The organism is Salinicoccus sp. Bachu38 (assembly GCF_038561955.2).
Classification (GTDB): Bacteria; Bacillota; Bacilli; order Staphylococcales; family Salinicoccaceae; genus Salinicoccus; species Salinicoccus bachuensis.
Map to the genome: position 1 here is coordinate 1,425,900 of NZ_CP138333.2, position 15,621 is coordinate 1,441,520.

Annotated in this window: 17 protein-coding genes; all 17 read left to right on the plus strand. The window is 46.4% G+C overall.

Annotated features, from left to right (window positions below; translation table 11 throughout):
- The first annotated feature begins 56 nt into the window (after positions 1 to 56).
- The 17 genes from RQP18_RS07190 (at position 57) to RQP18_RS07270 (ending at position 15,621) form a co-directional block, all read left to right on the plus strand.
- Positions 57 to 1,010 carry a thymidylate synthase gene (locus RQP18_RS07190; RefSeq protein WP_342387061.1) on the plus strand — a complete coding sequence of 318 codons (954 nt, stop codon included), beginning with the start codon at positions 57 to 59 and terminating at the stop codon, positions 1,008 to 1,010.
- Positions 1,011 to 1,020: 10 nt separating this feature from the next.
- Positions 1,021 to 1,518, plus strand: a complete 498-nt coding sequence (locus RQP18_RS07195; protein ID WP_342387062.1) for a dihydrofolate reductase — start codon at positions 1,021 to 1,023, stop codon at positions 1,516 to 1,518.
- Positions 1,515 to 2,060: a DUF2140 family protein gene (locus tag RQP18_RS07200; RefSeq protein WP_342387063.1), complete on the plus strand. Its 546-nt coding sequence runs from the start codon at positions 1,515 to 1,517 to the stop codon at positions 2,058 to 2,060. The genes RQP18_RS07195 and RQP18_RS07200 overlap by 4 nt, the downstream gene beginning before the upstream one ends.
- A 16-nt stretch (positions 2,061 to 2,076) precedes the next feature.
- The gene (msrA, locus tag RQP18_RS07205) at positions 2,077 to 2,598 is read left to right on the plus strand and encodes a peptide-methionine (S)-S-oxide reductase MsrA (RefSeq protein WP_342387064.1); all 522 of its coding nucleotides are present in this window, start codon (positions 2,077 to 2,079) and stop codon (positions 2,596 to 2,598) included.
- Positions 2,599 to 3,024 (plus strand): peptide-methionine (R)-S-oxide reductase MsrB, encoded by a 426-nt coding sequence (gene msrB, locus RQP18_RS07210; protein ID WP_342387065.1) that lies wholly within the window; start codon positions 2,599 to 2,601, stop codon positions 3,022 to 3,024.
- A gap of 36 nt (positions 3,025 to 3,060) precedes the next feature.
- Positions 3,061 to 3,561 carry a PTS sugar transporter subunit IIA gene (locus RQP18_RS07215; RefSeq protein ID WP_342387066.1) on the plus strand — a complete coding sequence of 167 codons (501 nt, stop codon included), beginning with the start codon at positions 3,061 to 3,063 and terminating at the stop codon, positions 3,559 to 3,561.
- Positions 3,561 to 3,782 (plus strand): YozE family protein, encoded by a 222-nt coding sequence (locus tag RQP18_RS07220; protein ID WP_342387067.1) that lies wholly within the window; start codon positions 3,561 to 3,563, stop codon positions 3,780 to 3,782. Before RQP18_RS07215 ends, RQP18_RS07220 begins: the two co-directional genes overlap by 1 nt.
- A gap of 40 nt (positions 3,783 to 3,822) precedes the next feature.
- Positions 3,823 to 4,542: a purine-nucleoside phosphorylase gene (deoD, locus tag RQP18_RS07225; RefSeq protein WP_342387068.1), complete on the plus strand. Its 720-nt coding sequence runs from the start codon at positions 3,823 to 3,825 to the stop codon at positions 4,540 to 4,542.
- Positions 4,543 to 4,645: 103 nt separating this feature from the next.
- A complete protein-coding gene (locus RQP18_RS07230; RefSeq protein WP_342387069.1) occupies positions 4,646 to 6,253 on the plus strand; it encodes a S41 family peptidase in 1,608 nt (535 codons plus the stop codon).
- A 98-nt stretch (positions 6,254 to 6,351) separates the two neighbouring features.
- A complete protein-coding gene (locus RQP18_RS07235; protein ID WP_342387070.1) occupies positions 6,352 to 7,431 on the plus strand; it encodes an undecaprenyldiphospho-muramoylpentapeptide beta-N-acetylglucosaminyltransferase in 1,080 nt (359 codons plus the stop codon).
- Positions 7,428 to 8,054: a phosphatase PAP2 family protein gene (locus RQP18_RS07240; RefSeq protein WP_342387071.1), complete on the plus strand. Its 627-nt coding sequence runs from the start codon at positions 7,428 to 7,430 to the stop codon at positions 8,052 to 8,054. The genes RQP18_RS07235 and RQP18_RS07240 overlap by 4 nt, the downstream gene beginning before the upstream one ends.
- A gap of 248 nt (positions 8,055 to 8,302) precedes the next feature.
- A complete protein-coding gene (locus RQP18_RS07245) occupies positions 8,303 to 8,977 on the plus strand; it encodes a response regulator transcription factor (RefSeq protein WP_342387072.1) in 675 nt (224 codons plus the stop codon).
- Complete coding sequence (locus tag RQP18_RS07250; protein ID WP_342387073.1) at positions 8,974 to 10,338, plus strand: HAMP domain-containing sensor histidine kinase; 1,365 nt, start codon at positions 8,974 to 8,976, stop codon at positions 10,336 to 10,338. Before RQP18_RS07245 ends, RQP18_RS07250 begins: the two co-directional genes overlap by 4 nt.
- Before the next feature lie 100 nt (positions 10,339 to 10,438).
- Complete coding sequence (locus tag RQP18_RS07255) at positions 10,439 to 13,213, plus strand: 2-oxoglutarate dehydrogenase E1 component (RefSeq protein ID WP_342387074.1); 2,775 nt, start codon at positions 10,439 to 10,441, stop codon at positions 13,211 to 13,213.
- An 11-nt stretch (positions 13,214 to 13,224) separates the two neighbouring features.
- Positions 13,225 to 14,538 (plus strand): 2-oxoglutarate dehydrogenase complex dihydrolipoyllysine-residue succinyltransferase, encoded by a 1,314-nt coding sequence (gene odhB / locus RQP18_RS07260; protein WP_342387075.1) that lies wholly within the window; start codon positions 13,225 to 13,227, stop codon positions 14,536 to 14,538.
- Positions 14,539 to 14,623: 85 nt separating this feature from the next.
- A complete protein-coding gene (locus tag RQP18_RS07265) occupies positions 14,624 to 14,827 on the plus strand; it encodes a DUF6501 family protein (RefSeq protein WP_342387076.1) in 204 nt (67 codons plus the stop codon).
- 2 nt (positions 14,828 to 14,829) lie between these two features.
- Entirely contained in the window at positions 14,830 to 15,621 is a 792-nt protein-coding gene (locus RQP18_RS07270) for an ATP-binding protein (protein WP_342387077.1), read from the plus strand.

The window sequence follows — 15,621 nt, forward strand, 5'->3', positions numbered from 1 at the left end:
TCGAATTCATGTATTATTATATATAAACAACCATAAAAAGAAAAGGGGAGGATACGATGAATCCTTTCGATGAGGCATACCATGATCTCCTGAAGAAGATCATGGATGAGGGCAAATACAAGGATGACCGGACCGGCACCGGCACATATTCCATTTTCGGCCATCAGATGCGGTTTAACATGGATGACGGATTTCCATTGCTCACCACAAAAAAAGTGCTTTTCAAAATGCTTGCAACCGAACTGATCTGGTTCATACGCGGGGGTACGAACATACGTTTCCTGCTTCAGTACAACAACAACATCTGGAACGAGTGGGCTTTCAAGAACTGGGTCGAATCCGATGAATATAATGGCCCGGACATGACCGACTTCGGAAACCGTGCACAGAAGGATGCCGGGTTCAAGGTGGTCTATCAGGAGGAGATGGAAAGCTTCAAAACACGTGTCCTCGAGGATGATGCATTCGCTGAAAAGTATGGAAACCTTGGCAATGTATACGGACGCCAATGGCGCGCCTGGGAAGGACCCGACAGCAGCTTTACCGACCAGCTGAAGGATGTGGTGGAGAGCATCCGGTCCAACCCGGATTCGCGACGCCATATCGTGACCGCCTGGAATCCGGCGGAGATCGAGACGATGGCCCTCCCTCCTTGCCACGCCTTTTTCCAGTTCTATGTCAATGACGGCATGCTGAGCCTCCAGCTTTACCAGAGAAGTGGAGATGTATTCCTCGGTGTGCCGTTCAATATCGCAAGCTACGCCCTGCTTCTGCATCTGGTTGCGAGGGAATGTGGACTTCGTCCCCACGAGTTCATCCATACACTTGGGGATGCCCACATCTACAGCAACCATGTCGACGCAGTGGAAACACAGCTTCAGCGGGAAAGTTTCGGAGCCCCGGGGATAAGGATTCATGGTGACCGGTCCATGTTCGAACTGGACTATGAGGACCTTGAAGTCGTGGACTATGAATCACATCCTTATATCAAGGCACCAATCGCTGTATAGGAGGAAGGAAATGGTATCGTTAATCGTATGTCATGCAGAACAGAATGTCATCGGATTCAAGAATAAGATGCCGTGGCATCTGCCAAATGACCTCAAGCATGTGAAAAGGCTGACACAGGGCAATACAATCGTGATGGGACGGAAAACCTTCGAATCACTCGGACGGCCGCTGCCCAATCGACGCAATGTCGTATTGACCCGCAATCCGGAATTCTCTGCAGAAGGTATCGATGTCATCCACGATGTGTTTGAGATCGGAGGACTGGACGGAAAAGTGTTCATCTTCGGCGGCAGTGGTGTCTATCAGCAGACGATGCACCTTGTCGACGAAATGCACATCACCATAATACATGAAACCTTTGCCGGAGATACCTTCTTTCCGGATTATGATATGGCGGAATGGGAGCTCGTATCCAGGGAAGAGGGGGTCATCGATGGGAAGAACAGATATCCCCACGAGTTCCTCCATCTCAGACGCAAAGCGAAGCCGCAGGGGGGAGCTCTTTGAATATTTGGAAATGGCTTTTCATCGGGCTGCTGGTGTTGAACATGGCAGTCATCATATGGCTCTTTACAGTTTTGAACGGCAATTATGATGCCCCTTCGGAAGAAAATGATAATTATGTTCCTGAAGAATCGGGTATAGAGATAAAGATGAATAACAGTGCCATGGAGTCCATCATCAATGATGCGATTGACGATGACAGTCTGACCATCACCATAGACGAACAGCAGATAGCATTGGATGTCGTCAGGCAGGTACTTGGATTATCCATCGAGACTTCCATCGAACTGGAACCCGTGTCGACGGGAGAAGAAGTGGTCTTTGAACTGGTGGATATCAATATTTCAGATCTGCCGCTTTCACAGGACATGATGTATGATCTGATCAGAGACCAGAGCGACCTGCCTGAAGGCATCAGATTCAGGGAGCAGGAACGGGCACTGGTGATCGATTCCGGCGTATTCACAGAGCAGCTTGAATGGGATGTGAAAGTCGATTCAATTGATTATGAGAATGATGAGTGGTATTTTTCTATAACAAGATAATTAAGAGGTGAGCAATTTGGCAATAGCAACATTAGCAGGTGGATGTTTTTGGTGTCTCGTAAAACCCTTCGACCAGTTTGAGGGTGTAAACTCTGTAGTTTCAGGATACTCTAACGGGCATGTGGAGAACCCGACATACCAAGAGGTGACCAGTGGAACGACAGGGCATGTCGAAGCAGTTCAGATCGATTTTGATGAAAATGTGATGTCCTATGAACAGCTGTTGGATATATTCTTCAAAACATTCGATCCGACAGATACAGGTGGCCAGTTTGGTGACAGGGGCCCACAGTACATGCCTGCAATATTCTATCATGATGACGAACAGAAACGTGTTGCCGAATCAACAATAGAATCGCTTGATTCACAGAACATTTTCAACGGGCCCATCAAGACACCGGTTCTTCCCTATAAGAACTTCTATCGGGCAGAAGAAGAGCACCAGGATTTCTATAGGACGAACAGTGCACACTATAATGCATACTTCAAGGGCTCCGGCAGAAAATCATTTTTAGAAGAGCATTGGGGAGTGGAATAGATGGCAATTGAAAGAAATGAAAGAGAACTGACTGCAGAAGAATACAAGGTGATGAAGGAGAACGGCACAGAACCGCCATTCCAGAATGAATACTGGAACCACTACGAGGATGGCCTGTATGTGGACAAGCTCAAAGGTACACCACTGTTCACTTCACGTGACAAGTTCGCTTCCGACTGTGGATGGCCAAGTTTTGCAAAGAGCATCTCAGAAGATGTGACAGAACATTTCGATGATTCCTTCGGAATGCGCCGGACGGAGGTCAGAAGTGAAGCTTCCGACAGCCATCTCGGTCATGTATTCGACGATGGCCCACAGGAACTTGGCGGTTTGCGCTATTGCATCAATTCAGCTGCAATGGAGTTCATTCCGAAAGATGAGCTTGAAGAAAAAGGATACGGTGAATACTTGAAATACTTCGAGTAGACTTTCAAAAACTTACCTGGACAGGAGAGAATTCAAATGTTTAAAAATCTATTTGGAAAAAAGAATGATGTAGACAAAGATATCGAAATCACAAGTCCAATAAACGGGAAGTATGTTAAATTGGAAGATATTCCCGACCCCGTTTTCGCCGAAAAGATGATGGGTGAAGGGTTTGGTGTCGAGCCGACCGATGGAGAGGTCGTGGCTCCGGTATCAGGCACCGTCATGCAGGTCTTTCCTACGAATCACGCAGTCGGCATCAAGACCAAAAACGGACTGGAAGTGCTCATCCACATCGGTCTGGAAACTGTAGCCATGGAAGGGAAAGGTTTTGAAGGACACGTATCGGAAGGCGATAAGGTCGAGAAGGGGGACAAGCTTGTAACATTCGATATGGACCTAGTAAAATCGGAAGCGAACAGCACTATATCCCCTGTCATCATTACAAATAGTGACATTCTCGACTCATTCGAGCTCAAGGAAGTTACAGATGTAGACAGGGCGGACACTGTTGTAGCGAGTGCGTCCATCAAATAATGAAGAACTATTCCTTCTACCAATATATCAAAACACGAAGAGGGGAAGCTTCACCCATCGGCCGTCTGGCCGAGCATATTGCGAAAGACGCGATGTTCCCGAAGTATTCCGATGACTACCTTGAAATATCAGACTACCTTGAGAGGAACCCTTACGAGGACATGCCACTTTCGCATTATGATACAGCTTTTGAAGACTACCGCAACTGGCTGCAGCATTAGCTGTTGTAGGGCCTAACACTATTAAAGGAGAATTTTGATCATGAGTATTCACATCAATGCAAAAAAAGGTGATATTGCGGACACGATCCTGCTGCCGGGAGACCCGCTGAGAGCGAAATATATTGCAGAAAACTTCCTGGACGATGTCGTCTGCTACAATGAAGTCCGCAATATGCTCGGATTCACCGGGTACTACAAAGGAAAACGCATTTCCGTACAGGGGACGGGAATGGGGGTACCCTCCATCTCCATATACATCCACGAACTCATGGATGAGTATGGGGTCAAAAATCTGATCAGGGTCGGCACCTGCGGAGCAATACAGAAAGATGTCAAAGTAAGGGATGTCATCCTTGCACAGAGTGCTTCAAGCGACTCCTACCAGAATAGAAAGCTGTTCAAAAACATCGAATATGCGCCGACATCAGACTTTGAACTTCTGCTTTCAAGCTACAACGAAGCGAAGAAGAAGGGGCTCAACGTCAAAGTGGGCAACATCTTTACAGCGGATTCCTTCTATGATGAAAATGGAAATATCGAGCAGTTGGCCCAATATGGTGTGCTGGCGCTGGAAATGGAATCGAGCGCGCTTTTCACAATCAGCAAGAAGTTCGATGCCAGAGCATTATCCATCCTCACAGTATCCGACCATGTACTGACAGGGGAAGCGACATCAAGTGAAGAACGCCAGACGACATTCAACGACATGATCGAAGTTGCACTGGATGCGAGTCTGCCTTTCATTGAAGAAAACAAATAGTGAAAATCGGGAACAGTGCAATGCACTGTTCTTTTTCTTTAACTTTCATACTTAAACTGGTAAACTAAAACTTAATTATTCAAGTAGAAATTAGGTGTAAGTTTTGAACGAAGAACATGAGCGTCATGAGACGAAAAATCCAGGTGGACGCCGGATCAACATCAAGCTTTTCTGGTTCATCATCATTTTATTGACATCGGTCATTGCTACGGCGATCATTACTGCGCTCAGTCTGGAAGCTGGAACTGAGAAGGCCGTCAATGTCGGCACGGATACAAGAAGTGAATTTTCCAAACTGTACAATGTGTACGATACTATCAATTCCAATTACTACGAAGAAGTGGACCGGGACGCATTGATCGAATCTTCCATCCAGGGCATGGTTGAAGGACTGGATGATCCATACAGTGAATATATGAACAACGAAGAGATGGAAGCCTTCCAGGAAACGGTGACCGGAGATTTTGAAGGTATCGGGGCAGAGGTGATGCAGGAGGGCAACCGCATCATCGTGACTTCACCAATGCGTGGCTCCCCGGCGGAAGAGGCCGGACTCGAACCCGGCGACGAAATCATTGCGGTCGATGGCGAGTCCATTGAAGGCTGGACAACCCAGGAAGCCGTCCAGCTCATACGTGGTGAGAAAGGGACGGACGTTGTTCTGACCATTGTACGGGGCGAAGGGGACCCAATCGACATCACGATTACGAGGGATACGATTCATATCGACAGCGTTACGTATGAAGAAGTGGATGGTGTCGGTCATATCAGTGTCAACCGGTTCCAGAGAGGTACGACCGAAGAGTTTGAGAGCAAACTGAATGAAGCTGCCGAAGATGAAGTGGAGGATGTCATCATCGACTTCAGATACAATCCTGGCGGCCTGCTGGATGAGGCAGTCAACATGATCAACCAGTTCATTGAAAACGGCCGGACCGTCCTGTATCTTGAAGATAACAATGGCGAGCGTACGGAAATAGCCACAAGCCAAGAGGCGAATCCGAACACCGAGGACTTTAATGTGTACATTCTGATCAACGAAGGGTCTGCCAGTGCTTCCGAAGTGTTTGCAGGAGCGATGGATGATCTCACTGATGCTACTATCGCAGGAACGGAATCCTTCGGCAAAGGTGTCGTCCAGCAGACAGTCGAATTTGGCGATGATTCATTGCTGAAATATACAAACACAAAGTGGCTGACACCAAATGGCCACTGGATACATGGGGAAGGAATCACTCCGGACATAAGTCTCGTCAATCCTGATTACTACAGGGTCGACATGCTGAGTCCTGAAGAAGTATACACAGAGGGAATTTCCAATGAGACCGTTCCCTCCATCAAAGTTGCCCTGGATACTCTTGGATACGAAGTTGAAGATTTCGACGAAAATTTTGATGCTTCGCTCACAACAGCAGTTGGTGAGTTCCAGGCCGATAACGACCTGGAAATGACTGGAGATGTAACAGGCGAAACATCAACCACCCTGATGAGTGAACTGAGGGACTACATCAACGACAATGATGCCCAGCTCAACTATCTGGTGGACTATATCAATGGAGAGTACACCGAGGAAGAAATAGAGGACTACGCGGAAAATCAGGCAGAACATCTGGAAATCGAGGAACCTGAAGAGGAATCCGATGAAGAAGGAACTTCCGAAGAGCAGTCTGCCGAAGAAGAATCTACAGAGGAAGAGACGACAGAAGAATAGTATAGGGCCGTATGAACATAGTGTTTATACGGCTTTATATTGTATCCGTTGTAAAAATGGTTTAAAGTAATTAGCATAAAAGAGTTTTGGAGGAAAGTATGGAACCAAAAAAGAGAAAAGTTGTCCTCACAGGCGGGGGTACCGTCGGACATGTAATGCTTAACAAACTGCTCATACCCTGCTTTATAAATAGAGGGGTTGAACCCGTCTATCTTGGTTCAAAAAAGGGCATTGAAAAGGAAATCATCGGTGCAACATCCATTAAATACTATAATATTTCAAGTGGAAAATTAAGACGCTACCTTTCTGCTGAGAACTTCAAAGACGTATTCAAAGTCATGAGGGGCATCAGTGATGCCCGCAAAGTATTGAAGAAGGAGCAGGTCGAGTTCGTTTTTTCCAAAGGTGGCTTCGTCAGTGTACCGGTGGTACTGGCAGCGAAATCTCTCGGCATCCCAGTGTATATCCATGAGTCTGACATCACTCCAGGACTGGCCAATCGCATTGCAGGGAAGTTTGCCACTAAAATCTATGTCACTTTCAAAAAGACTTTGGAGTATCTCCCGAGCGGCAAATCCGAGTATCTGGGGCCTGTCATACGGGATGAGCTTAAGAGGGGCTATAAGGATATCGGATATGAGCTGACCGGATTCAATGCTGAAAAGCCCATTATGATCGTAATGGGAGGTTCCCTCGGTGCACGTTCAATCAACAACTTCATCAGGGACAATCTGGAGGCGCTGACAAAAGAATGGCAGATCATTCACCTGTGCGGCCGTGGCAATTACCAGGAAGGGCTCGACAATCCAAATTACAGACAGTTTGAATTTGTAAAAAAAGAGTTGCCACACCTTCTCAAAATCTCAGATATTGCGGTCGGACGCAGCGGTTCAAACGCAATCTATGAATTCCTCCTGAACGAAAAGCCGATGATACTCATTCCATTGCCACTTTCACAGAGCAGAGGGGATCAGGTCGAGAATGCCGAGTATTTCAAAGAAAAGGGCTATGCTGAAATCATCCAGGATGATGCGTTGGACCTTGAGACGTTCCAGACGACCTTGTCCCGCATCGAAGGCAACAAGGAATCCATCGTGGAATGCATGAAGAATTTTGAGGGTGGCTTCAGGCCCGAATCACTTGTCGACCTCCTGCTCGGCAAGGAGGGTAATCGATGAACCGGCTGAAGAAACTGTCCCTCTTTCTGGTTTTCACCCTTATTTTTGGCATCATTGCCTATTTTCATGAATCCCGCCTTGGACATTGGATCGATACCGAGGTCTATGAATTCATCTATGCGTCCGAAAGCTTCATTACAACAGCGCTGATGCTTGGTTTCACCCAGGTCGGTGAAGTCCTGTCCATGGTCATCCTGTCACTTATAATGATCACGATACTGATGCTGTATCGTCTGAAATTCGAAACCCTGTTCATGATTATATCAATGCTGGCAAGCAGCATTCTGATTCCGGTAATGAAGAATTCATTCGACAGGGAGAGGCCCTCCATGCTGAGACTCATCGATATAACAGGGTTCAGCTTTCCAAGTGGACATGCGATGGGTTCTACGATCTTCTTCGGTTCTTTGATGACCCTGGTCAAAAATAGCGGACTGAACAATAAGGGCATGCTATATGGCGTGTGCGCCTTTTTCATATTGATGATCTCCTCTTCAAGAGTATACCTGGGCGTCCATTATCCTACCGATGTAATCGCAGGAATTGTTGCAGGAACAGCTGTCGTCGTTGCCACAAGCTTCATCATGCATAAAAAACTTGACAGATTGCCGTCCCCTATATAGAATGTAATTGAAAATGATTATCAATGAGAATGAATAAGCCCCCCTTATTTAACAGATCATTTTCAAGACAAGGTTATATATCCATAAACATATGGCAGCGTCCTTAAGGACGTTGCCATTTCTTTTATATTACTCATATAATATCATTGAAAAATAAACTGCCCATTGGCCAGAGGACGGGATAGGATGCACATCCGTACTGGCCTAAAATGTTATGATGGGGAAAAACGAATGATAGGAAGATTACGATGAAACATATTCTGGTTGTCGAAGACGAAATGAATCTTGCACGATTTATAGAACTTGAACTGGTTCATGAAGGCTACCATGTCACTCTTTCCAACGATGGAGAGGATGGTTTGAACAAGGCACTCGATTCCGAGTTTGACTGTATACTGCTTGACCTGATGCTTCCGAAACTGAATGGGCTGGAAGTTTGCCGCAGGCTGAGGAAAGAGAAGGATACTCCGATCATCATCATTACAGCCAAGGGAGAAACATATGATAAGGTGATTGGCCTGGACTATGGCGCCGATGACTATATTGTGAAACCATTTGAAATAGAAGAGCTGCTCGCAAGAATACGTGTCATCATGAGACGATCCAGTTCACAGGAGGACAAGCGGGAAATACTGGAACTGCATGGTATAACGATGGATACTTCCGCCTATCATGTCACTCTGGATGGCAAGGAACTTGATCTTACCAAAACGGAGTATGAACTGCTTCACCTATTGATGAAGAATGCAGGTGTCGTGTTGCAGCGGGAGACCATTCTGGACCATGTATGGGGATACGACAGCGAAGTGGAGACGAATGTAGTGGATGTCTATATCAGATATCTGCGCAATAAGCTGAAACCTTTCGACAAGCACAGACTGATAGAAACCGTCAGGGGTGTAGGGTATGTGATCCGATCATGAACAGGCAATCCTTGAAATACAGATGGCTGCGCCTTTCGACGATGATCATCTCCATCACATATCTGATATTCAGTTCTCTGCTCATCTATTTCACCAGCATGTATCTGAAGGATCAGGAATACCGTTCAGTGGACAGGAGTCTTGAAGAACTCGAGAGCCTGTATGAGTCGCAGCCGATCAATACGATCAGCCAGAATGAGATTTATTCGAGCCTGTATGACAGGCAGAAGATGGTCCTCTACACCCAGAGCGGCGAAGAAGTCTTCAGCGCCACTACGGGTGTTCCGATGAATTTCGAGAGCGATTTCGAACCGGTATACGACAGAGAAATTTTACCCATGAACAACGAAGATGGCAGCTTCCTTGAAGGAAGCGTGAAATTGGATTCGCAATACTGGAACGGGTACATTTCAGTGATTCATCCACTCGACTACTACAATTCCGTAATCAGGATGATGGTTTTCATTGCCATCATAGTAGGCTTCATGTCCATATTGTTCACATCGATCATCAGCTACTTCTTTTCAACACAGATGGTGAAGCCTATCAGGAATATTGCGTATCAGTTGAGAAGGATCGAATCCGAAGGTTTCTCAGAGCGTCTCCAGATAGAGACGAACACAGAAGAGACGGATTATATGGTCGACTCGTTCAATCATATGATGGACTCCCTTGAGCGCTCATACAATCAGCAGAAGCAGTTTGTTGAAGATGCTTCACATGAATTGAGGACGCCTCTTCAAATCATCCAGGGACACCTGAAGCTGATCAGCAGATGGGGGAGGCACAAGCCTGAAGTCCTGGATGAATCATTGGAAATTTCCATCGATGAACTCCAACGGATCAACAAGCTGGTCGAAGAACTGCTGCTGCTTACGAAAAATGATGGCAAGACGACAGAAGTGATGGAGGAAGTGGAAATCAACCAGGAAATAAAGAGCAGGGTGGATGCTTTAAGAAAGCTGCATCCTGATTATACTTTCACTCTCGACCTTGATGCCCATGCCATAAAATTCCTTATCAATCCTTACCATCTGGAGCAGATCCTGGTGATATTCCTTGATAATGCTCTAAAATATGACCATGAACGAAAGCATATTATCGTGACAACGGAGAAGAAGGAAGATCATTTCGACATCGCCATCACCGATCACGGCATCGGCATTCCCGAAGATGAAATCGAGGCGATATTCGACAGATTCTACAGGGTGGATAAATCAAGGAGCAGGGAGCTCGGAGGCAACGGCCTTGGACTCTCTATAGCAAGAAAACTTATTGATAACTATAAGGGGAAGGTATGGATGGAAAGCGAAGAAGGCAGTTTTACAAAAGTAACCATACGTTTCCCTCTGGAAAATTAGAGAATTGTTCTAATAACAGCCATTATTGCCTTTAAAACGGCATACCATAGTGCTAAAATGGTACTGTATAAGCTAAAAAGATTCTAAAGAGGGTGGCAAAATGCAAGAGAGAGAACTTGAGAACGCCCCGGTACGCTTCGGTACCAATATGGGATTGCTTCTCGAGCTTCATGACATGTATCAAGATGATCCGGGCAGTGTAAGCGATGAAATGCGCTTCCTATTTGAAAATATCGGTTCTGGCCAGCCAGGCACTGTCCAATCGGATATCGATCATAGTAAAGTAAAAAGCCTATTGCGTCTGATAGACAACATCAGGCTGTTCGGCCACTTGGAATCAGACATCTATCCGCTCTACAGACCCGATGTCAAAAATATTCCAAGCCTGGACTATGAAGATTATAATCTTACAGAAGATGATCTTAAAAAAATGCCTGCTTCGCTGGTAAGCGTACATCTTGGCGACTACTATGACAATGCCTATGAAGCTGTAACTCAACTCCATTCACTATATACTGGTCCGCTTGCGTATGAGTATATGCATATCAATGATACTGAAGAGCGCCAGTGGCTGAAAGAAACAATCGAAACACAGGAAGAAATCTCACTTTCTCCTGATGAAAAGAAGCACCTGTTTGAAACTTTGGCAAAGGTCGAAGGCTTCGAAAAATACCTTCATAAGAACTTTGTCGGTGCCAAACGATTCTCAATCGAAGGTCTCGATTCCATCGTGCCGATGCTCGACCATCTGCTCAGCCTGATGGCTGATGAAGGCATTCCGAACCTTCAGATTGGCATGGCACACCGTGGCCGCCTGAATGTATTGACACATGTTCTGGAGAAGCCTTATGAAATGATGATCAGTGAATTCATGCATACGGACCCGATGAAGTTTCTTCCTGAAGATGACTCCCTGGAAATTACACAGGGATGGATGAGGGATGTGAAATATCACCTGGGTGGTGCCAAGACCAGAAGTGATAAAGGACTCGAGCAGCGTATCAGTCTTGCCAACAATCCGAGCCACCTGGAAGTAGTTGGACCTGTCGTGCTTGGTAAAGCCCGTGCGCAGCAGGAAACTACTGATCATGCCGGAAAACCTGAACAGGATTACAACAAGGCGATTGCAGCCATCATCCATGGGGATGCCGCATTCCCTGGCCAGGGCATCGTCTATGAGTCCCTCAACCTTGGCAAGCTGGATGGCTATAGTACCGGTGGATCCATGCACATTATCGCCAATAACCGCATCGGGTTCACAACGGAGGAAACAGATGCAAGATCGACAGTATATGCATCAGATGCCGCTTTAGGATTTGACCTGCCCATACTGCATGTCAATGCCGACAGGCCAGAACATGTACTGCGTTCAATCGAGATTGCACTCAAGTACCGACAGAAGTTCAACAAGGACATCGTACTCGACGTAGTGGGCTATAGAAGATACGGCCATAATGAAATGGACGAACCTTCAGCAACCAATCCACTTCTGTACCAGGAAGTGAAATCCCACGATACAATCGACGAAATCTACGGCTCCCAGCTTGTCGAGCAGGACATCATTTCTGAAGATGAAAAAGATAAAATCATCCAGGCTGTATTCGACGAAATGAGAGCTGCCCATGACAAGATTGACAAGAAAGATACGAATGTAGACGAAAAACTACAGACTCCCCAGGCAATTCTTGAGGGGCAGGAAAATCCCGCGGATGAAATTTCCCGCGAACGTCTCCAGGAGATCAACGACGATCTCTTCAAATACCCGGAGTCCTTTACAGTCTTCAAAAAGCTGTCCAATGTCCTTGATCGCAGGAAAAAACCATTTGAAAATGAAGAAGATCTTGTAGACTGGGCACATGCAGAAGTACTTGCTTTTGCAACAATCAACCAGGACGGTACGCCGATCAGGCTGACCGGACAGGATTCCGAGCGCGGAACATTTGCCCAGCGTCACGCAGTCCTTCATGACCCCGAAACCGGGGAGGAGCACGTGCCCCTTCATGAAGTAAGTGATTCAAGTGCAACATTCGACGTTCATAATTCACCACTCTCGGAAGCAGCCGTTGTCGGATTCGACTATGGATACAATGTCGAACGCAAGAATGTCATGGCAATATGGGAAGCGCAATATGGTGATTTCTCGAATATGGCGCAAGTGATATTCGACAATTTCATGGCGGCAGGGAATGCCAAATGGGGCGAAACTACCGGTATGACACTCTTCCTGCCTCATGGACAGGAAGGGCAGGGGGCGGAGCACTCCTCAGCCCGTCTGGAACGCTATCTCCAGCTTGCTGCCGAGAACAATATGACCGTAGCCAACTTGTCCAGTGCATCCAACTACTTCCATCTGTTGAGAAAACAGGCAAAGTATCTGGACACAGAAAAGATGAGGCCACTGGTTCTCATGACACCAAAGAGCCTGCTCCGCAACCAGATTGTAAGTGAACCTGTAAGCGCCTTTGTAGAAGGTAGCTTCAAGGAGATCATTGTCCCTTCATACAAGAAGACGAAGGTGAAAAAGGTCCTGATTGCGAGTGGCAAAATGGCGGTCGATCTTCTGACGGAACAAAAAGAAAATCCTAACGACGAAATACTCATCATCAGGCTGGAACAGATCTATCCGTTCCCATCGGAAAAGATCAAGGAAGTATTGAATGATGTCAAAAATCTTGATGAAGTGAGATTCGTCCAGGAAGAACCGCAAAACATGGGTACTTATCACTATGCACTGCCTTTCCTTCTGGAAATTGTCCCTGACAAGGTGGACGTGAACTATGTAGGCAGGATCAGACGTGCCTCTACTGCAGAAGGTGATGGGGAATCCTACAAGCTGATACAACAAAATATCATTGAAACTGCTCTAAAATCATAGGAGGTAGAATAATGGCTGAAGTTAAAGTACCAGAACTGGCTGAATCAATTACAGAAGGAACGATTGCGAGTTGGCTGAAGCAAAAAGGCGATCGTGTCGAGAAGGGTGAAAACATTCTCGAACTTGAAACGGATAAGGTGAATGTCGAAGTGATCAGTGAAGAAGCCGGTGTCATCACCGAGCTCAAAGCTGAAGAAGGCGATACTGTTGAAGTGGGCCAGGTGATTGCCATCGTTGAAGATAACGGCGAAGCAGGCGGCTCCTCCGAAGAAGAGGCGGATGAGTCTTCCAAAGAGGATGAGGGTTCCAAAGAGGAAAGTTCCAAAGAGGAATCCAAGGAAAGTTCAGATAAGAAAGAAGAAAAAGAGGAATCTTCGAAAGACGACTCCAAAGAGGCCTCCGAAGAAGAAACTTCAGATGACAATGAACGTATCGTTGCCACACCTTCAGCAAGACGCATGGCACGCGAGAAAGGCATCGATTTGAGCGATATCAATGCATCCGATCCCCGCGGACTCGTCAGGAGCCAGGATGTAGACAACCACGGCAAACAGCCTGAAAAATCCGAAGCGCCCAAAAAGCAGGAACAGCCACAGAAACAGACATCCGAAAAACCGGAGAAGCCTGTAGTCAGGGAAAAAATGTCCCGCAGACGCCAGACGATTGCAAAACGTCTCCTGGAAGTTTCCCAGAACACAGCAATGCTTACAACTTTCAATGAAGTGGATATGACCAACCTTATGGAACTCAGGAAGCGCAAGAAAGATGAATTCCAGGAACGCCACGATGGTACACGCCTTGGTTTCATGTCATTCTTTACAAAAGCTTCAGTGGCAGCCCTCAGAAAATATCCGGCTGTCAATGCTGAAATCGATGGAGAAGACCTTGTTCTGAAACAGTTCTACGATATCGGCGTTGCGGTGTCCACAGACGAAGGACTTGTCGTTCCAGTAGTCAGGGACTGCGACCGCAAGACTTTCGCTGAAATCGAGAGCGATATTGTCGACATGGCCAAGAAGGCGCAGAACAAGAAACTCGGCCTTGATGACATGACAGGCGGCTCCTTCACCATTACAAACGGTGGTGTATTCGGTTCACTGATGTCCACACCGATCATCAACGGTACTCAGGCAGCAATTCTGGGAATGCACACAATCCAGAAACGCCCTGTAGCAATCGATGATGAAAAAATGGAAAACCGTCCGATGATGTACATTGCACTCAGCTATGACCACCGGGTCATCGATGGAAAAGAGGCTGTTGGATTCCTCAAAACGATTAAAGATCTGATTGAAAATCCAGAAGACCTTCTGCTTGAAGGCTAATTGAAAAATCATGACAGGCTCCCGTGGGATGCCTGTCATTTTTATGTTAGAATCATAATAAAATAAGATGTTTGGAGAGATGAAGATGCTTCACGAAACTTGGAATGATAATAACTTGAGAACAGTCAGAGTAGGGCATACAGATGCAAAAAAATATAAAGTATCCGATATGTTGACCCCAGGGGAGACCTACACGGTAGTCAATGAAACGGAAGAATATATATTCGTCAAAGACAATTCCGGAAAAGTCGGCGGCTACTACAAAACATACTTTGAAGAAGTTGAATAGATATGCCAATAAATTTCCTGCATAATGACGAAACGATTAAAAGCGATTCCCTGATCATCCTATCCCTTGGAAAAAATCTGCTTCTGAAGGGCCCGACGGGTTCCGGAAAAACTAGGCTGGCAGAAGACCTGACTGGAGAACTGGACAAGGATATGTACAGCATAAACTGTTCAGTGGATGTCGATATCGAATCCCTGCTCGGATTCAAGACCATCGAATATAACGAAGGCAGACAGGAAATCACTTTCATAGATGGTCCGGTCATCCGTGCAATGAAGGAAGGCGCCATGCTCTATATCGACGAAATCAACATGGCCAAACCGGAAGTTCTGCCGATTCTGAATGCGGCACTGGATTATCGCAGGACGATTACAAACCCCTTGACTGGTGATACGATCGTCGCTGAAGATGGGTTCAATGTCATTGCGGCAATCAATGTAGGATATGTCGGTACCATGCCGATGAATGAAGCGCTGCTCAACCGTTTCAATGTCATTGAGCTTGGTTACGTATCGAGGGATGCGCTGATTCAGGTGCTGAACGCGCAAAGCATCCAGAAGGATGAGTCAATCATCAATGCCATCACAAATTTCCATGGAGACCTTGTCACAATGACCGAACAGGGACAGATTTCCCAGGAAGCCTCCAGCGTTAGAAGTCTGATCGACCTGGCCGACCTCAGTACGCAGATGCCGATTGGACGTGCATGCTACCGGGCCATCATTGACAAGCTCGATAGTGAACAGGAGAAAAAGGCGATTCTGAATGCAGCAGAACTTCAGTTTGGAATGTGA